Origin of the sequence: Arthrobacter sp. OV608 (genome assembly GCA_900110595.1) — a bacterium.
Lineage (GTDB): Bacteria > Actinomycetota > Actinomycetes > Actinomycetales > Micrococcaceae > Arthrobacter.
The window spans coordinates 172840-190855 of sequence record FOEZ01000003.1 but is presented as its reverse complement, the minus strand read 5'-3'; the positions used below and the strand labels follow the sequence as shown (position 1 = coordinate 190855).

The following is an 18016-nucleotide window of genomic DNA, read 5'->3' as shown; positions in this document are numbered from 1 at the left end:
GAAGCAGCACATGACCGCCACTGACCTTTCCCCACTGCAACGCCCCTCCGGCGCCTTTGCGATGCTCGCCGTGGACCAGCGCGAAGCGATGCGCAACATGATCGCCGAACACCAGGAAGCCCCCGTCACGGACCAGGACCTGCAGGACTTCAAGCTGCAGGCCGCCAAAATCCTCACGCCGTACGCCTCAGGCGTCCTGATCGACCGCCAGTTCGCGCTGGACCAGGCCATCGCAGACAACGTGGTGGACCCCAGCTGCGGACTGATCGCCTCCGCTGACCACTTCGAATCGGCGCACGGCGAACTGGTGGGCGAGGTAACCATCGACCGCCTGGTGGACCCGCACAAATACAAGGCCCTGGGAGTGAAGGCCCTCAAGCTCCTGGTGCTGTACCGCCCGGACGAGCCCGCCGAAGGCCGCGTGGCCATGGTCCGCGAATTCGTTGAAATCTGCCGGTCCGCCGGACTCATCAGCATCATCGAACCCGTCTCGCGCAAACCCCTGGCCGGCGGCGACTTCGACTGGAACGCCGGCATTCTCGCCGCTGCCAAGGAACTCGGCAGCCTGGGCGCTGACCTCTACAAGGCTGAGGTACCTTTCCACGGCAAGGCACCCGAAACCGAAGTCCGCGCAGCCTGCGCCGAACTGACCAACGCCATCGACGGCCCGTGGGTGGTCCTGTCCTCAGGTGTCCCCGAGGACGTCTTCCCCGACGCCGTTCGGTGGGCCTGCCTGGAAGGCGCCAGCGGCTTCCTCTCCGGACGCGCCGTCTGGGCATCCTGCATCGGTGCGCCCGACGTCGTCGAATCCCTGTCCACTGACGCCGTCCGCCGGCTGCAGCGCCTCTGCGCCGTGGTTGACGACGTCGTCTCGTCGCAGAGGTCGAACGCCTAGCGCTCCCGGAGCGCCAGCGTCCTGGCAGTGCCCACCCGCTTTTCCACAGTCAAGTAACAAGGCATAGCAAACTCAACGAGGAGATTATTGTGAGTCAGATTTCACGCAGGCAGGCCATGGCCATTCTCGGGGCGCTGGGCTTCGGCGCCACCGCGGCAGCATGCGCCGGACCCGGTGGATCCACTGCACCCGGTGGTGCCACCGGACCGGCCGCACCCGCCACCGGCAACGTCACCGGCAGGGTGTCCTTCGCGCATTGGCGCGGCGAGGACAAAGCGGTGTTTGACGAACTCATCAAGCGCTTCGCAGCAATGCACGACGGCGTGGAGGTTGCCCAAGACATTTCCACTTCCAACGACTACAACGCCCAGGGCCTGCAGAAGGTCCGGGGTGCAGCCATCGGCGACGCCTTCGCCACTTTCCGCGGCGCCCAGTTCAAGAACTTCACCGAAGCCGGGATCTACACCGAGCTCAAGAACAGCAAGGCTGTTTCCAACTACCAGGAGGGCCTGCTGTCCGCCGGAAAGTCCGGCGAGAGCCAGCTGGGACTGCCGTACCAGGTGGTGTTCCCGATGCCGATGGCCAATGTGGACCTCTTCGACAAGGCCGGCGCCGACCTTGCGCCCAAGGACTGGGATGCGTTCCTGGGCATGTGCGAAAAGCTCGCTTCCTCCGGCGTGGTTCCCATCTCCTGGCCGGGCGGCGATGTGGGAAACGGCGGCCAGCTGTTCAACTGCATGGTCGCCAACAACGCACCGGTCGATGACATGTGCGCCCAGATCGAGCAGGGCAAGCTCAAGTGCACCGACGACTGGTTCATCAAGATGCTGAACCAGTACAAGCAGCTGGTCCCGTACCTGCAGCCCAACGCCACCGGCACGGCGGTGGAACCGGCGCAGAACCTGTTCTCGCAGGGCAAGGCCGCAATGCTGGCCACCGGTTCGTACCACATCGCCGCCGTCCGCGGGCTGGGCGCGACCTTCCCCATCGAGCTGGTGTTCCCCAACACTTCGGACGGCAACGGCAAGTATGAGGGCGCCTATAACGCCACGTTCATCCTGGGCGTCAACGCCGCCAGCAAGAACCAGGCAGCCGCCGCGGCCTGGATCGACTTCCTGTCCGAGCCGGAAAACGCCGGTTACTACGCCAACCAGACGGCCCAGCACGTGTCCGTCAAGGACGTGGAATACACCAACCCGGACCTCAAGCGCCTGAGCCCGTGGCTGGACAAGAAGACGGCCCTGGCCGCCCGGTTCCAGTTCCAGAACCTGGACGTCCGCAACGCCGTGGAAGCCAGCGCTACGGCGGTCATCTCCGGCACCAGCCCTGAGCAGGCAGCCGAAGCCGCCCAGAAGATTGTTGACGAACGGCTATGAGCATCCATCCCGGAACGGCGTCGGAGCGAAGGGCGCCGGACACATACACCGAAACCGGTGCGAAGAAGCGCCGCCGGTCCCCCACCCGGGTGAATCCGGCGCTGTACCTCTTTCCGCTTCCGGCCGTCGCCATCATCGCGTTCTTCCTGGTGATGCCCACCCTGCAGGCCTTCCAGTACGCCATCACGGACTGGAACGGGTTCTCGGCGGCCTTCAACTATGTGGGGCTGGACAACTTCATCCGGGCCTTCACCAAGGACTCGCTGTTTACCAACGCGCTGACCAACAACCTCAAGTTCGTGCTGCTGGTGGTGATCGCGCAGACGGCGTTCTCGCTGATCCTGGCCCTGCTGCTGACAAAGAACTCCCGCGGCAGCATCCTGCTCCGTGCCTTGTTCTTCTTCCCCACCATCCTGTCCTCTGTCTCCGTGGCCTTCATCTGGAAGTTCATCTACGACCCCAACTTCGGCCTGGCCAACGCGGCCCTGGGCACTGTTGGCCTGGACGCACTGCAGGGCTCCTACCTCGGCAACAACGCCCAGGCCCTGTACTGGGTGGCCGTCACCCAGGTGTGGTTCCACGCGGGCCAGATGATGGTGGTCTACATCGCCGGCCTGCAGTCCATTCCCCGCGAACTCTACGAGGCCGCGGAGATGGACGGCGCGGGCAAGTGGCAGCAGTTCAAATCCATCACCTGGCCGTTTGTGGCCCCCGCAACCTCCATCGTGGTTGCCTACACCACCGTCCAGTCGTTCAAGGCGTTCGACCTGATCCTGGGCATCGCGGGCAACCCGCCCAAGAGCTCCCTGGACATCCTTTCCACCCGCATCTACAGCACTTTTGCCAACTCGGAGTTCGGTTACGCCGCCGCCCAATCGATCATCTTCATGGCGATGATCGCCCTGGTCACCTGGCTGCAGCGCCGGCTCCTCCGCCTCACCCCGAAGGGGGAATGACAGCATGCTCGCGTCAATAACCCGCCGCGGAATCCTCGCAATCTACGCGGTCATCATCATCGTTCCGCTCACCGTGGTGGGGTTCGGCAGCTTCAAGTCCACGCAGGAACTCTTTGCCGGGCCGTTCACCCTGCCGCAGTCCCCCTCCCCCGCCAACTACGCCGAGGTGATCGGCGGCCAGGACCTGGGTTCCTCCTTCTGGAACAGCGTCATTGTCACCGCCGTCTCCGTGCCGCTCACCCTGTTCCTGGCCAGCCTCGCCGGCTACGCGGTGTCCAGGCTCAAGGGCTTCATTTCCTGGGCCATCTTCGGTTTCCTGGTCCTGGGCATGGCCATCCCGGCGCAGGCCAATATGGTGCCGCTGTACGTCCTGTTCGGCCGGTTAGGGCTGCTCGACAACCTCACTGGCCTGATCCTGGCCAACGTGGTGTCCACCCTGCCCATCGCCGTGTTTATCCTGGGCGGGTTCATGCGGACCCTGCCCCGCGAACTGTACGAAGCATCCTCCATTGACGGAACCGGTCCGTGGCGGACCTACGTCTCGATCGCCCTGCCGCTGTCCGCTCCGTCCATCGCCGCCGCTGCGATCTTCCTCTTCGTCATCCACTGGAACGAACTGCTGTATCCGCTGCTGTTCATCCAGTCCCCCGGAAACCGCACCCTTCCGCTGGCACTGCTCAGCTTCCAGGGCGAGTTCCAGACCAACTACCCGCTGCTGTTCGCCGGCGTCATCCTGGCCTCCCTGCCCGTGGTGGTGGCGTACATCTTCCTGCAGCGGTACTTCGTGGCCGGCATCACGGCCGGCGCAAGCAAAGGATGAGGCGCCGGCACGAGATGACCCGACCCCGCCTGGCCCAACGAAAGGCACATCAGTGAACCTCAAATCAGCCCGACACCTGGTGAACGGCACCTGGCATGCGGCCGGAACGTCGAAGGACGTCACGGATCCCGGAAACGGCGGCACCGTGGGCGAGGTCGCCTGGGGAACCGCCCAGGACGCCACCCTGGCGGCCGATGCGGCCGCCGAGGCCTTCGCCTCCTGGTCCCGCACCACGGTCCGCAACCGTGCGGACCTGCTCCGCAACGCCGCCGACCTCCTGGCCGAACGCCGGGACGAACTGGCCCACACCCTGGCACTGGAAGCCGGCAAACGGCTCCCCGAGGCGCAGGGCGAGGTGGACTTCTCCGTGGAATACTTCCGCTGGTTCGCCGAGCAGGTGCGCCGCTCCACGGGCACTGTCAGCCCGCCTGAGCTGCACGGCCGCCGCCACCTCAGCCTCCGCAAGCCCATCGGCGTAGCGCTCAGCCTCACGCCCTGGAACTTTCCCGTGTCCATCCAGGCCCGGAAACTGGCCGCCATGCTGGCCGCCGGCTGCACGGTGGTAGGCCGGGTTTCCGAGAAAGCGCCGCTCGCAGCCACCGGGCTGTTCGAGGTACTGCACGACGCCGGGTTCCCGGCGGGGGTGGTCAACCTGGTCCACGGCCCCTCCAGGGACGTCACCTCCGCACTGCTCCAGCACCCGGCCGTGCGGGCCGTCAGCTTCACCGGCTCCACCGGCGTGGGCCGCCAAATCATGGCCTCAGCTTCGGAGCGGGTGGTCCGGCCGCTGCTGGAACTCGGCGGCAACGCGCCCTTCATTGTGTTCGAGGACGCTGACCTGGACGCCGCCGTCGAGGGTGCGGTGCTGGGCCGGCTCCGCAACACCGGCCAGTCCTGCGTGGCGGCCAACCGCTTCCTGGTCCAGGACAGCATTGCCGAAGAGTTCGCCCGGAAGCTGGGCGCCCGCTTCGATGCAATGAGCATCGGGCACGGCGTTCCCGACGGCGGAGCACCCGTCCCGGACCTTGGCCCGATGATCGACGCCCACCGCGTCTCGGCCGTGCAATCCCTCGTTGACGATGCACTGGAGCGCGGTGCCCGCCGCGTCACGCAACGGACATCCGTCCCTGGGCAAGGCGCGTTTATGGCACCCACTCTGCTGATGGACGTCCCCGGGGACGCACCCCTGGTGAGTGAAGAAGTCTTCGGCCCGGCGGCCGGCATCGTCACCTTCTCCTCGGAGGAGGACGCGATCCGCAAGGCCAACGCCACCGAAATGGGACTCGCCGCCTACGTGTGGAGCGGCAATGCCAGACGCGCCTGGGACGTTCCGGAGCGGCTGGAAGCCGGCATTGTGGGGGTCAACGATCCCCTGCCGTCCGTGGCGTTTGCCCCGATGGGCGGGGTCAAGCAGTCCGGCCTGGGCCGCGAAGGATCGGACCTGGGCCTGGAAGAGTTCGAGGAGGTCCAGTACGTGGCCTGGCGGCCGTAAGTGCTGACCACGGGACTGGTGCTGGCCGCAGTTGTGATGGGCGCAGGGATGCAGCGCATCACGGGGATGGGCTTCGCGCTGGTCGCGGCTCCCTTCCTGGTCCTGCTGCTGGGGCCGGTGGAGGGAGTGGTCCTGGTCAATCTCTGCGGTGCCGTAACAGCGGGGGCCATCATCTTCCGGGTGGTGCGGGACATCGACTGGAAGCGGTACGCGGCGCTGGCGGCGTCGGCGCTGCTGGGGATTGTCCCCGCCGCTTTCCTGATCCGGCTGATCCCGGCGGCGGTCCTGGAAATCTCCATCGGCGTGATCCTGGCCGTGGGGCTGACGGTGCTGCTGGTCCTGAAATCCGCGGTGCTGCCTCCCCGCCGGCGCTACCTGTTGACGGCCGGCGGCCTGAGCGGTTTTATGAACACGGCGGCCGGTGTGGGCGGGCCGGCGGTCAGCATGTACTCCATCGCCACCCGCTGGCAGCACAAGTCCTTCGCGGCCACCATGCAGCCCTACTTCTTCACCATTGGCACGTTCTCCCTCGTGTCCAAAGCCCTCACGGCACCTGCCTCGTTTCCTGCCCTCCCGTTTGCCATGTGGGCAGCTGTTGCTGCGGCCTGCCTCGCCGGCCTGATCCTGGGAGACGTTGCCTCGAAGTTCGTTCCCGCCCGAGCCGCCCAGCTCCTGCTGATTGTCCTGGCCTACCTGGGAGCGGCCGCCACGATTGTCCGCGGGGTCCTGGACGCCGCCGGCTGACCTGATTTTCACTTGCACCAGCAACCTTGCACCAGCACTTGCACCAGAGAGAGGAAATAACATGACGTGGCTGAACAGTGCCGCTCACGCACGATGGCTTGAGGCGGAAACCGATCGGCTGATCAATTTCGCCGCGGCTTCAAAGGTTCCTACGGGATTCGGCTGGCTCGACAACAACGGCGTGGTATTTTCCGACAAGCCGACCCATCTCTGGATTACCGCGCGGATGGTGCACAGTTTCGCTGTCGCCGCTTTGATGGGACGCCCGGGTGCCGGCAAACTCGTCGACCACGGCATTGCCGCCCTCAACGGAGCCCTCCACGATGACGAGTTCGGTGGTTGGTACGCCGAGGTGGACCAGAACGGTCCAGTGAACGACACCAAGTCCGGCTACCAGCACTCTTTTGTGCTCCTCGCTGCTGCCAGCGCCGTTGCGGCGGAGCGCCCCGGAGCCCGGGAACTGCTCGACGAGGCGCTGCGGATAGCGGACTCGAAATTCTGGGACCACGAGGCCAATATGTGCTTCGACTCGTGGAACCGGGACTTCACGGAAACCGAGGCATACCGCGGCGGGAACGCGAGCATGCACTCGGTTGAGGCGTACCTCATCGTCGCTGATGTGACCGGGGAGGACCGCTGGCTGGAACGGGCCCTCCACATTGCCGAGGTGCTCATCCACAAATTCGCGCGCAACAACAACTACCGGGTCTTCGAGCACTTCGACCCGGAGTGGAACCCCATGCCCGAATACAACACCGATGACCGGGCCAGTCAGTTCCGGGCCTACGGCGGAACACCTGGTCACTGGGTTGAGTGGGCGCGGCTGCTGCTGCACCTCCGTGCCGGGCTCGAGGCCCGGGCACTGGACGTCCCGGAATGGCTCCTTGAGGACGCGCGGGGCCTGTTCGACGCTGCCATCCGCGACGCATGGGAGCCGGACGGCCATCCGGGATTTGTCTACACGGTCGACTGGGAGGGCAAGCCGGTTGTCACCACGCGCATCCGTTGGGTTCCCGCAGAGGCAATCGGGGGCGCGGCAGCCCTCTACATCGCCACCGGCGAGAAGAAGTACGCCGACTGGTACGAGCGGATCTGGGACCACGCCCGCGATTGGTTCATCGACTACGAGCACGGCTCCTGGAAGCAGGAACTCGACGAGAAGGGCAACGTCACCTCCACAGTGTGGTCCGGCAAAGCGGACATCTACCACCTCTGGCATTGCCTGGTGGTCCCGCGCCTCCCGCTGGCGCCAGGGCTTGCTCCGGCAGTCGCGGCAGGCTTGCTGGACTCACGGCTCGATGCACCGGTGCAAGCCAAGGAACCGGCCGCCCGCTGATTCCGGGGCCCGCCCGGGCCAGGGCCGCATCAGTCCCATACCCACTACGACGACTTCGCACCAACGAAAGGACAGCCATGTCTGCCATCTCCCCCGAAGAAACTGTCATCCGCGTTTCCAGCTCCACCAATGAGCCCATCAGCCTGCGGCTTGAAGCCGGACAGCCAGTGACGGTCCGCGTGGAAATTGAAAGCAACTGCAACTGCCGCCATGGATCAGCCGCCCGCCCGGGCTCCTACACGGACACCGATTTCGGTATCCGCGGATAGCTGGGCGTTCAACGACACCACGCCCGGGGCTGCGGCGTGCGTTCCAGGCCAGTTGGCCGCCCGGGTATCAGGCATTGGCCGGCAACAACCGCACGGATAACGGGGTTGCTAACCACCAGCGGGGGCAGCCAACGGAGTAACCGGGGAGGAGTGCACGCACCACGCCCAGTCCAAGTCAATTTCGACCCCTCCAGCCGAACTTGGTAGTGGTTAACGGATGCAAGACCTACTCAACCCCGCCATGCCGTTCATTGCCGTCACGCTTGCTGTGGCCGCAGGACTGGTCCTGTCCTGGCTGCTGCGCAAGCTCGTCCTGCGCCTCAACCGCAAGCGCCCCGAACTGCAGGCCACCTCCCGCGTTGCCCGCCAACCGCTGCGGCTGGCGCTGTGCCTCATCGGCGTCCGCACCGCGCTGGGGCTGACGGCCGGGGGCGAAAACTGGCTGCCCGGCGTCGACCATCTGCTGCTGATAGCCCTCATCGGCTCCCTCGCCTGGCTGGGCGTGGCTGTCCTGCTGATTATCGAAGCGGTGGTGCTCGGGCGGTACAGCGTTGACGTTGCGGACAACCGGCGTGCCCGGCGGCTCCGGACGCAGATGATCCTGGCCCGGCGGATCGGCGTTGCCCTGGTGGTGGTCCTGGCCGTGGGCTCGGTGATGCTCACGTTCCCGGCCATCCAGGCCCTCGGCGCCGGGCTGCTGGCGTCCGCCGGCGTGATCTCGATCGTGGCCGGCCTCGCCGCGCAGACCTCGCTGGTGAACGTCTTCGCGGGCATGCAGCTTGCTTTCACGGACGCCATCCGCGTGGATGACGTGGTGGTGGTCCAGAAGGAGTGGGGCCGGATCGAGGAGATCACGCTGACGTATGTGGTGGTCCACATCTGGGACGACCGGCGGCTGATCCTGCCGTCCACCTACTTCACCACCACACCGTTCGAAAACTGGACCCGCCGCCAGTCCGAGGTAATGGGCACCGTGGAGTTCGACCTCGACTGGCGCGCCCCCGTGGAGGACATGCGCGCCGAACTGCGCAGTGTCCTCGCCGGCACGGACCTGTGGGATGAGCGGGTAGGTGTCCTGCAGATCACCGACGCCACCGGCGGGTTCGTCCGCGTCCGCATCCTGGTCAGCGCCGCGGACAGCGCCGCGCTCTTCGACCTGCGCTGCCTCATTCGTGAGGCCATGGTCACCTTCCTCCAGCAGGGGCATCCGGAGGCACTCCCCCAGCAGCGCTGGACCGAGGCAGCGTCCGACGGCGGCGCCTCCCCGCGCCGTCAGCAGCCACTGCGGGGGCTGGGCACCTCCGCCCGGGATGGCTCGCGAACGCCGGCGGACCCGCAGGAGTCCCAACTGTTCACCGGCTCGATCGAGGCCGTCCAGCGTTCGCGCGCCTTCACCGGCCCCGGCGACGAGGTGTTCCAGGACCGGGACCAGACGCTGGCTTCCAGGAACTAAAACCCTTGATATGTGACCATATGGTCACCTATCATGGTTCCTATGGATGCCGTATTCAAGGCACTCGCAGACCCTACCCGCCGGGACCTGCTTGACGACCTTTTCCGGGAGGACGGCCAGACCCTCGGCGCCCTCGAGGGCCGCTTCGACATGACGCGTTTCGGGATCGCCAAGCACCTCAAGGTCCTGGAAGAGGCCGGACTCGTGGTGGTCCGCCGCCGGGGGCGGGAAAAGCTGCATTTCCTGAATCCGGTGCCCATCCGGCTCGTCCACGACCGCTGGGTGAGCAAGTACGCCGAACCATGGGCCGCTGGCCTCAGCGACCTCAAATCCAGATTGGAAAGTCCCATGGAAAAAATCTTCGAGATCTACATCAAGACCACGCCCGAGCGGCTCTGGGAAGCCATCACGGATAGTGACATCCGCAGCAAGTACCAGTTCGGGAACACCATCGAATCGGACTGGAGCCCGGGCGGCAGCTTCACCATGAACAACGTCAAAGCGGGCGCACCCTTGGGCGAGGGTGAAAATCTGGAGGTGGACCCGCCGCGCCGGCTGGTGCAGACCATGCGCGCGCTGTGGGGCGAGGACGTCAAGGCCGAGGGAACCTCGAAGGTCACCTGGGACATCGAGCCCGTGGGCGATTCCTGCCGCCTCACCGTCACCCACAGCGACCTCCGCGAAGGCGCCAACGAACAGCTCTACGGCGGCTGGCCCATGATCCTTTCCGGCCTGAAGACCTGGCTGGAAACCGGCGAGAAGCTCACCACACCGGGTTCGCTGATGTACACCTGAGTCCTGTTGAACGGCTGAGGAACAGACGACGGCGGGAGGCGGCTGGGTGCCGCCTCCCGCCGCTGTTTCGGAAACAGGCACGCCTCGGGCCTCTCCCCCTTTAGTGTTGTTGAGGCAGATCACGTAACCGTTTACGTAAACCGTTTGCGTTCTGCCGGCCCAGCAGCAGTAAAGCCTCAAGGAGAACCAGTGGTCACCATCAGGGACGTCGCCTTGCACGCCGGCGTATCTCCCGCCACCGTCTCCCGCGTGGTCAACGGGCTGGTGGGCTACTCGGAAGAGACCCGCGAGCGCGTGGAAGAGGCAGTCCGGAAGCTCAGCTACGAAACCGACTCCCTCGCCCGCGGCCTGAAAACGCGGCAGACTTCGGTGATCGGCCTGCTGGCGCCAATGGTGTCCGATGCCCTCGCCTCGCAGGTGATGCAGGGCGTGGAGGAGGAGGCGCAGGAACGCGGCTACGCCGTCATGCTGGGCCGCACCGGCGCGAAATCCGCCTACATCGCCAGCTACCTGCGGACCTTGCGCACCTACCGGGCGGCCGGCGTCATCCTGGTGTCCGCCGTGATCAAGCCCGAGATCCGGCAACTGCTGGGACCCACCATCCCGGTAATCTCGGTTGCCATCAGTGACAAGTCCGGCTCGCCCAGCGTGGCCATCGACGACGAAAAGGCAGCCTACGACGCAACCCGTCACCTGCTGAAGCTCGGCCACAGCCGCATCGGGCTGCTCGCCGGCAACCCGGAGTCGGTCTTTGTGGCCCAGCCCCGGCAGCGCGGCTACCTCCGCGCGATGGCCGAGGCGAAGTGCGAACCCGTCATTGCCGCCGGCACCTTTTTCTACGAAAGCGGCGCACCCGGCCTGGACCACCTGCTCCAGCAGGACCCCGGACTCACCGCCATTTTTGCCGTCAGCGATGAGATGGCCGCCGCCGTGGTGAACGAACTGCAAAAGCGCGGCCGCCAGGTCCCAGAGGACGTGTCCGTCCTGGGCTTCGACAACACTTCCACCGCGCTGCACGTCCACCCGCCGCTGAGCACCATGGCCCAGCCGCTTGAGGAGATGGGCCGGATGGCCGTCAAGAAACTCCTCCGCTCCCGCGACCTCGGACCGCGGATCATGCCGCACAAACTCATCGAACGGGGCTCCACGGCTCCGCCCGGACCACAGCCACCCTCCCAACAGAACTAAACCCCAACCAGCCCCAACAGAGGCGACAGCCGGCACATCCGAGTGCCGCCGTCGTCATGATCCCCTGCGCCCCAAAAACACCCGAAACAGGCAAGAACCCCACTGAAGGAGCAACACATGAGGCAGCGTCGCCACACCTGGCAGACACTTATCACCACCACCGCGCTGGTAACGGCCGCCGCCGTCGGCCTGACGGCATGCGGAGGGTCCTCCGCGGAGCCGAAGGCAGCCCAGAGCGCGCCCGCCTTCGAAGGCAAAGGCCCGATCAACTACGTGTCCTCCCGCGATGCCTCCGGCGCCGCCAACAAGAGCATCGAGGAGTGGAACGCGATACACCCGGACGAGAAGGTTACCTTCATCGAGCTGCCGGACTCCGCGGACCAGCAGCGGCAGCAGCTCATCCAGAACGCGCAGATCAAGTCGGATACCTTCAGCGTGCTGAACCTGGACGTGGTGTGGAACTCCGAGTTCGCCGCCAACAAGTGGGTCCTGCCGCTGCCGGAGGATGCTGTCCCTACGGACAAGATGATCCCGGCAACCGTGAACGCAGCCACGTACCGCGACACGCTCTTCGCAGCCCCGTACTACACCGACGGCGCGCTCTTCTACTTCCGCCAGGACCTGCTGACCGCAGCCGGGATCACCGCCCCGCCCAAGACCTGGGACGAGATGAAGTCCGCCTGCGAAAAAATCCTGGACCTCCCCGAAGCGGCCGGCATGTCCTGCTACACCGGCCAGTTCGACAAAAACGAAGCCCTCACCGTCAACTTTTCCGAGGCCGTTGCCTCCGCGGGCGGCTCCGTGGTGAACTCCGAAGGAAAGCCCACCGTTGACACCCCCGAGGCCAAAGAAGGCCTGAACCTGCTGGTGAACGGCTTCAAGGAAGGGCTCTTCCCGTCGGACGCCATCACCTACCTCGAAGAGCAGGGCCGGCGCGCATTCCAGGACGGCAAAGTGGTGTTCCTGCGCAACTGGCCGTTCCTCTACTCCTCGCTCAGCGCCACCGACGGCTCCAGCAAGGTGGCCGGCAAATTCGGCATCACCTCCATCCCGGGAACGGACGGCACCGGCGTCTCCACCCTGGGCGGGCGCAACCTCGCCGTCTCGCCGTTCACACCCAACAAGGCCACGGCCCTGGAATTCATCAAGTTCTTCACCAGCGAGGAGCAGGCCCGCAAACGCCTTGAGCTCAGCTCCCGCGCTCCGGCCTTCGCCGGCCTCTATGAGGACCCGGCCGTGGTGGCCAAGCGCCCCTTCTTCCCCACCCTGCTTGAGTCCCTCGAAAACGCCCAGCCCCGGCCCAAGGTGGTCCAGTACGGCGCCACCACCAAGGCCATCCAGGAAGAGGCCTATGCAGCATTGACCGGCGAAAAGAACACGGACACGGCGCTGAAGGACATGCAGGCCAAACTTGAGGAACTTTCCGCCAAATGAGCACCGACACCAACCTGTTGCACCAAGCTCCGCCGGGCCATCTTCCCGGCAAGCAGGGCTCTGCACCGAAAGCCTCCGCCAACCCGGGCCGCACGCCCGGTGAAGGCAGGATGGCGGCCCTGCTGCTCTCCCCCACCCTCCTGGTCCTGGCCCTGGTGATCGCCTACCCGCTCATTTCGGCCATCCACCAGTCCCTGTACCGGGCAGAATCGGGCCTGGACGCGGACGGCTTCGTTACGGAGGGCGAGGCGTTTGTGGGCCTGGCCAACTACCTGGACCTGTTCGCCGGTGAGTCCGGCCAGCGGTTCCTGAACGCGTTCGGCAACACCACGTTCTTCACCGTCACCACGGTGCTGCTGGAGACCGTGCTGGGCCTGGCCCTGGCACTGGCCATGAACCGGGCCTTCAAGGGCCGGTCCTTCCTCCGCGCCAGCATCCTGGTCCCCTGGGCCGTCCCCACTGCGGTCTCCGGCCTGCTGTGGCGCTGGATCTTCCAGTCGGACGGCATTGCCAACACCCTGCTGGGCAGCGAAATCCTCTGGACCGCCGAAGGTACGGCATCCAAGGTGGCGGTGATCGTGGCCGAGGTGTGGAAGACCGCTCCGTTCATCGGGTTGCTGGTCCTGGCCGGAATGCAGATCATCCCCGAGGAGGTTTACGAGGCCGCAAAGATCGACGGCGCGGGCTGGTGGCGGCAGCTCGGGTCCATCACCCTGCCGCTGGTGAAACCCACCCTGCTGGTGGCTGTCCTGTTCCGCATGCTCGACGCCCTGCGGATGTTCGACCTCCCCTTCGTCCTCATCGGCCCGGGCAAGGAATCAGTGGAAACCCTGTCCATGCTCGCCTGGGACGAATCCAACCAGCTCCGGTACGGCTCGGCGTCGGCCTTTGCCGTGGTCTTGTTCCTCTACGTTGCCGCCGTGGCCATCGTGTTCGTGAAGGTGCTCGGCGCCGACGTGACCGGAGCAAGGCAGCTGGGCGCCAAACGCCGGGAACGCAAAGCACACCGCATCCAGAAGGCAGAGGCCACCCGATGACCATCTCCGACCTCCGCGGCCTCGCCGCCAACCCTGCCAGCGGCACCGGCAACCCGTCGTCGAGCCCGCTGAACCCGAAGCAGAAGCGCACGTGGCGTTCCTATTCGGTTTATGTGGGCCTTGCGCTGATCATTGCCTACTGCCTGGCTCCCTTCTACTGGATGATCGTCTCCAGTCTCCGCCGCACCGCCGACATTTTCGACAACACCCTGCTCCCGGCGCCGTTCTCCCTCGAGAACTACGCCAAGGTGTTCGACGGCTCCACCATGTTCGGCCAGGCACTGCTGAACAGCCTGATCGTGGCGGGCGTGACCACGGTGGCCGCCCTGATCCTGGGCATCTTCGCGGCGTACGCCATTTCGAGGCTGAACTTCCGGTTCAAGTCCGTGATCCTCGGCGTTATCATTGCGACGTCGATGTTCCCCGGCATCTCCGTGGTGGTGCCCCTGCTGAGGTTCTTCACGGATCTTGGCTGGATCAACACCTACCAGGCCATGATCATCCCCAACCTGTCTTTCGCCATTCCGCTCGCCGTCTGGAACCTGACCACGTTTATGAAACAGCTGCCGTTCGACCTCGAAGAGGCCGCCATGATCGACGGCTGCACCAAGTGGCAGGCCTTCCGGAAGTTGCTGCTCCCGCTGGCCGCGCCGGGTGTGTTCACCACCGCGATCCTGACCTTCATCCACAGCTGGAATGAGTTCATCATCGCGCTGTCCATGATCAACGACCCCAAGATCCAGACCGCCACCGTGGCTATCTCCAAGTTCACCGGTGCGACAGAATTCCAGGCGCCGTTCGGTGAGCAGATGGCTGCCGGCGTCATCGTGACGGTCCCGCTGGTGATCATGGTGCTCGTCTTCCAGCGCCGGATAGTGGAAGGCCTCACCGCGGGGGCTGGCAAATGACGCACGACGGCGGCACCCACCCGGCGGGCAATGTCACCAATGTCTGGTGGGACTCCGCCGTGATTTACCAGGTGTATCCACGTTCCTTCGCGGACGGCGACGGGGACGGCGTGGGCGACCTAGCTGGGCTGACCGCCCGGCTGCCCTACATCGCATCACTGGGTGTAGACGGGATCTGGATGACGCCGTTCCAACCTTCCCCGCAGGTGGACCAAGGCTACGACGTCAGTGACTACTGCGGCGTTGACCCGCTGTTCGGCACCATGGCGGACTTCGACCGGTTCCTGGACCTGGCCCACTCGCTGGGTCTGCGCGTCCTGCTCGATGTGGTTCCCAACCACTGCTCGTCGGCACACCCGCTGTTCCAGCAGGCCCTGGCCGCCGGACCGGGCTCGAGGGAGCGGGAGCTGTTCCATTTCGTCGAGGGCCGCTCCTCGGCACCCGCACCGGACGGGGTGGCCCCCAGTGACCTGCCACCCAACAACTGGCAGAGCGTGTTCGGCGGCCGGGCCTGGTCCCGTGCCACCCCCGGTTCGGACACTGATACCGAGTGGTACCTGCACCTGTTTTCCGCGGGCCAACCGGACTGGAACTGGCGGAACCCCGCGGTGGGCGACTACTTCGAAAACGTCCTTCGCTTCTGGTTCGACAAGGGCGTGGACGGCCTCCGGATAGACGTCGCCCACGCACTGTTCAAGGCCGACGGGCTGCCTGACGCCCCCTCCGCCAGTCCGGTGGTGGACGGGCTGCGCTCCAACCCACTGGTCTCGGACCAGGAGGAAGTCCACGAGGTTTACCGTCGCTGGCGCCGGCTCGCCGAGAAGTACCAGCCGCACCGGCTGCTGGTGGGCGAGGTGAACCTGGAGCCCGCCCGCGCCGCGCGCTACACCCGCGGCGACGAGATGCACCAGGCCTTCGCGTTCGCCTTCGTCCGGCTGGGCTGGGACGCTGCTGGCTGGGCCGCCGTGGGATCCGAGTTGGAAACTGCCCGGAAACTGCATGGTGCAGCCCCCACCTGGGCCTTGGAGAACCACGACATCGTCCGCTCCACCACCCGCTTTGGCGGCGGCGAAACGGGCAGCCGGCGGGCACGTGCGGCGCTGGTGGCACTGCTCGGCCTGCCCGGCTCCGCCTACATCTACCAGGGCCAGGAACTGGGGCTCCCCGAAGTTGACGTCCCCGTGGAGGCCCGCGTGGATCCGATGTGGGCTCGCGGTGGCGTCACCCGCGACGGTGCCCGGGTCCCCCTCCCCTGGACGGAGGACCCCGCGCTGACTCACGGTTTTTCGCTGCAGGAGCCGACCACCGGCCCGTGGCTGCCGGTGCCCGCGGACTGGGGCGGCCACGCCATAGTCAGGCAGCAAGGGGACCCGGACTCCATGCTCCGGCTGGCAACACAGGCGATCGCCCTGCGCCGCCGGCTGTGGGACGAGGGCGTGTTCGGCACGGACGACGGCGGCGTCTGGCATGTGGAGGAAGGGAACCTGCTGCTCTGCGAGCGCAGCCGCGGCTACCTGGTGGCCGTGGCCATGGGGACCGAACCTGCGAAGCTGCCGGCCGGCGTCGTGCTTTTCAGTGCCTTCCCTCTGGAGGAGGATGGCTGGCTGCAGCCAGACAACGCCGTGTGGCTCCGGCGCGGCTGAGCACAATGGGCGGGACGGCACGTTGTTCAGATGAGCATCAGCTCCGCCGCTTGCCGTCCCATCCTCTGCGCCGCAGGTTGCGGGTGGCCATCAGCGACCCGCCGATGAACAACACTCCGAGCACCACCGTGGCCACGCCCACGTAGAACCAGGCACCGCGGCCGAAGATCATCATCGCCGCGCCGAGGATGCACAGGCCTTTTGCGGTGATATCCAGGTACAGCTGCGCCGTTGGAGAAGCCATATCTCCACGATAAACCCGGCTTTCAGGACGCTTAGTCCGTCCGCTGCCTCCACATCAGGAACACACCGAACGTCACCACGCACAGGACCAGCATGGCCAGGACCATCCGCGCCCAGTTTTCCTGGTGCACACCGTCGGCGGCGAAGACCCCGATCATTACGGTGGCGGTGATGGCGCCGACGTACCGGCAGGTCTGGTAGATGCCGGCCGCGACGCCGCGCTCCTGCGGCCGGGTGGAGACGAACATGCCCTGGTTGGTGGCGATACTGACCGTGCCATAGGGAACGCCCATCAGCGCCGTCAGGACCACCACCAGCGGAATCACGAGCGTGCCGGTGAGCAGCCACATCAGGGCGGCCACGGCCGTCAGCAGGACGACGCCGGCAATCAGCACCCGCCGCACACCGAACCTTCCGATGGCCTTGACAGCCCACGGGGTGGCCGCCACGGACATCGCGGCGAGCGGCAGCATCAGCAGGCCCACAACGCCGGGATCGTAGCCCCCGGCCTCCTGCAGCAGCTGCGGCAGGCCGAAGAACACGAAGTAGTACACGCTGCTGAACACCGCGAAGCCGAGGTACACCAGCATCAACGGCCGGTTCCGGCCAAGGAGCCGCAGGTCCAGGAACGGCCGGTTGAAACGCAGCTCCCGCCAGGCGAACAGGGCCGCGGTGACGGTACCGGCGGCCAGCATCCACCAGCGGTAGCCCGGCGCCACATTGAGCGCGGCCATCATCACCAGCAGCAGGGCTGAGACAAAAGCCAGGATGCCGGGGATGTCCGAGTCCCTGACGAGTTCTGCGACGCTGCCGCGCTCCCGGGCCTCGTCCCTTGGAGCAGCCTGCCGCACGATCAGCAGCGCGGCCAGCGCGAGCGGCACGTTGATCAGGAACAGCGCCTCCCAGCCCACCAGGCTCACCAGCAGGCCGCCGACCACCGGGCCCACGGCGGCGGCCGACGTGTTCGCCATTTGCAGCCGCCCCAGCGGCCGGGCCGAGTCAACGTTTGCCCGGTGGGCTATGGCGCCCACCATCACCACCGCGCTGGGATACGCCGTTGCCGTACCCAGCGCCATGAATGCCCGGGCCACGCACAGCAGGGCGAAGTTCGGCGCGAGCGGCGCCAGCGCGCAGGTGACGGCGACCAGTGCCATGCCGAGCATAAACATCCGCCGTGGCCCGAAACGGTCTGCCAGCCTGCCCATCACGGGCTGTCCGGCCGCCGAGGCGAGGTAGAACGAGGTGACCACCCAGGTGACGGCCGCGACGTCGAGGCCGAAGTCAGCGCGGAGCACCACCAATGCCACCGCGATCATGGAGGAGTTCAGGGGGTTCAGGGCCGTGCCCAGGCTGAGTCCGGCGACCGCCAGGCCAGTCCGGGGATTGTTGCTCACGGAAACAGTCTTACCCACCGGTGCGGGCGTTAG

At 66.1% G+C, this 18016-nt stretch carries 17 protein-coding genes; 15 read left to right on the top strand and 2 right to left on the bottom strand.

What is annotated here, in order from left to right:
- Positions 1-10: 10 nt before the first annotated feature.
- The 15 genes from BMX78_RS05680 (at position 11) to BMX78_RS05610 (ending at position 16346) form a co-directional block, all read left to right on the top strand.
- Positions 11-895 carry an aldolase gene (locus tag BMX78_RS05680; protein ID WP_091417483.1) on the top strand — a complete coding sequence of 295 codons (885 nt, stop codon included), beginning with the start codon at positions 11-13 and terminating at the stop codon, positions 893-895.
- Positions 896-984: 89 nt separating this feature from the next.
- Positions 985-2271, top strand: a complete 1287-nt coding sequence (locus BMX78_RS05675) for an ABC transporter substrate-binding protein (protein ID WP_091417480.1) — start codon at positions 985-987, stop codon at positions 2269-2271.
- On the top strand, positions 2268-3227 hold the full coding sequence (locus BMX78_RS05670) for a carbohydrate ABC transporter permease (RefSeq protein ID WP_091417478.1): 960 nt from the start codon (positions 2268-2270) through the stop codon (positions 3225-3227). Before BMX78_RS05675 ends, BMX78_RS05670 begins: the two co-directional genes overlap by 4 nt.
- A 4-nt stretch (positions 3228-3231) precedes the next feature.
- Positions 3232-4047 (top strand): carbohydrate ABC transporter permease, encoded by an 816-nt coding sequence (locus BMX78_RS05665; RefSeq protein WP_091417476.1) that lies wholly within the window; start codon positions 3232-3234, stop codon positions 4045-4047.
- A gap of 52 nt (positions 4048-4099) precedes the next feature.
- On the top strand, positions 4100-5539 hold the full coding sequence (locus BMX78_RS05660; RefSeq protein ID WP_091417473.1) for an NAD-dependent succinate-semialdehyde dehydrogenase: 1440 nt from the start codon (positions 4100-4102) through the stop codon (positions 5537-5539).
- Complete coding sequence (locus BMX78_RS05655; RefSeq protein ID WP_091417472.1) at positions 5540-6283, top strand: sulfite exporter TauE/SafE family protein; 744 nt, start codon at positions 5540-5542, stop codon at positions 6281-6283.
- A gap of 61 nt (positions 6284-6344) precedes the next feature.
- A complete protein-coding gene (locus BMX78_RS05650; protein WP_091417469.1) occupies positions 6345-7619 on the top strand; it encodes an AGE family epimerase/isomerase in 1275 nt (424 codons plus the stop codon).
- 77 nt (positions 7620-7696) lie between these two features.
- On the top strand, positions 7697-7888 hold the full coding sequence (locus BMX78_RS05645; protein WP_091417463.1) for a hypothetical protein: 192 nt from the start codon (positions 7697-7699) through the stop codon (positions 7886-7888).
- Positions 7889-8105: 217 nt separating this feature from the next.
- Positions 8106-9341 (top strand): mechanosensitive ion channel family protein, encoded by a 1236-nt coding sequence (locus BMX78_RS05640; protein ID WP_286138807.1) that lies wholly within the window; start codon positions 8106-8108, stop codon positions 9339-9341.
- Positions 9342-9383: 42 nt separating this feature from the next.
- Positions 9384-10136, top strand: coding sequence for an ArsR/SmtB family transcription factor (locus tag BMX78_RS05635; protein WP_091417458.1), 753 nt, complete (start codon positions 9384-9386; stop codon positions 10134-10136).
- Positions 10137-10325: 189 nt separating this feature from the next.
- Positions 10326-11324 (top strand): LacI family DNA-binding transcriptional regulator, encoded by a 999-nt coding sequence (locus BMX78_RS05630; protein ID WP_091417456.1) that lies wholly within the window; start codon positions 10326-10328, stop codon positions 11322-11324.
- Positions 11325-11441: 117 nt separating this feature from the next.
- Positions 11442-12758, top strand: a complete 1317-nt coding sequence (locus BMX78_RS05625) for an ABC transporter substrate-binding protein (RefSeq protein WP_091417453.1) — start codon at positions 11442-11444, stop codon at positions 12756-12758.
- On the top strand, positions 12755-13795 hold the full coding sequence (locus tag BMX78_RS05620; protein ID WP_286138806.1) for a carbohydrate ABC transporter permease: 1041 nt from the start codon (positions 12755-12757) through the stop codon (positions 13793-13795). Before BMX78_RS05625 ends, BMX78_RS05620 begins: the two co-directional genes overlap by 4 nt.
- Complete coding sequence (locus BMX78_RS05615; protein WP_091417451.1) at positions 13792-14703, top strand: carbohydrate ABC transporter permease; 912 nt, start codon at positions 13792-13794, stop codon at positions 14701-14703. The genes BMX78_RS05620 and BMX78_RS05615 overlap by 4 nt, the downstream gene beginning before the upstream one ends.
- Positions 14700-16346 (top strand): alpha-amylase family glycosyl hydrolase, encoded by a 1647-nt coding sequence (locus tag BMX78_RS05610; RefSeq protein WP_091417449.1) that lies wholly within the window; start codon positions 14700-14702, stop codon positions 16344-16346. Before BMX78_RS05615 ends, BMX78_RS05610 begins: the two co-directional genes overlap by 4 nt.
- Before the next feature lie 37 nt (positions 16347-16383).
- Here the strand turns inward: BMX78_RS05610 and BMX78_RS05605 are convergent, their stop codons facing one another.
- Positions 16384-16590, bottom strand: coding sequence for a hypothetical protein (locus tag BMX78_RS05605; RefSeq protein ID WP_091417447.1), 207 nt, complete (start codon positions 16588-16590; stop codon positions 16384-16386).
- A 31-nt stretch (positions 16591-16621) separates the two neighbouring features.
- The gene (locus tag BMX78_RS05600) at positions 16622-17983 is read right to left on the bottom strand and encodes an MFS transporter (protein ID WP_091417444.1); all 1362 of its coding nucleotides are present in this window, start codon (positions 17981-17983) and stop codon (positions 16622-16624) included.
- Positions 17984-18016: the final 33 nt, after the last annotated feature.

Coding starts and splice junctions, on each gene's coding strand:
- BMX78_RS05680 (WP_091417483.1), top strand. CDS start 11: ATGACCGCCACTGACCTTTCCCCACTGCAACGCCCCTCCGGCGCCTTT.
- BMX78_RS05670 (WP_091417478.1), top strand. CDS start 2,268: ATGAGCATCCATCCCGGAACGGCGTCGGAGCGAAGGGCGCCGGACACA.
- BMX78_RS05665 (WP_091417476.1), top strand. CDS start 3,232: ATGCTCGCGTCAATAACCCGCCGCGGAATCCTCGCAATCTACGCGGTC.
- BMX78_RS05650 (WP_091417469.1), top strand. CDS start 6,345: ATGACGTGGCTGAACAGTGCCGCTCACGCACGATGGCTTGAGGCGGAA.
- BMX78_RS05645 (WP_091417463.1), top strand. CDS start 7,697: ATGTCTGCCATCTCCCCCGAAGAAACTGTCATCCGCGTTTCCAGCTCC.
- BMX78_RS05640 (WP_286138807.1), top strand. CDS start 8,106: ATGCAAGACCTACTCAACCCCGCCATGCCGTTCATTGCCGTCACGCTT.
- BMX78_RS05635 (WP_091417458.1), top strand. CDS start 9,384: ATGGATGCCGTATTCAAGGCACTCGCAGACCCTACCCGCCGGGACCTG.
- BMX78_RS05625 (WP_091417453.1), top strand. CDS start 11,442: ATGAGGCAGCGTCGCCACACCTGGCAGACACTTATCACCACCACCGCG.
- BMX78_RS05620 (WP_286138806.1), top strand. CDS start 12,755: ATGAGCACCGACACCAACCTGTTGCACCAAGCTCCGCCGGGCCATCTT.
- BMX78_RS05615 (WP_091417451.1), top strand. CDS start 13,792: ATGACCATCTCCGACCTCCGCGGCCTCGCCGCCAACCCTGCCAGCGGC.
- BMX78_RS05610 (WP_091417449.1), top strand. CDS start 14,700: ATGACGCACGACGGCGGCACCCACCCGGCGGGCAATGTCACCAATGTC.
- BMX78_RS05605 (WP_091417447.1), bottom strand. CDS start 16,590: ATGGCTTCTCCAACGGCGCAGCTGTACCTGGATATCACCGCAAAAGGC.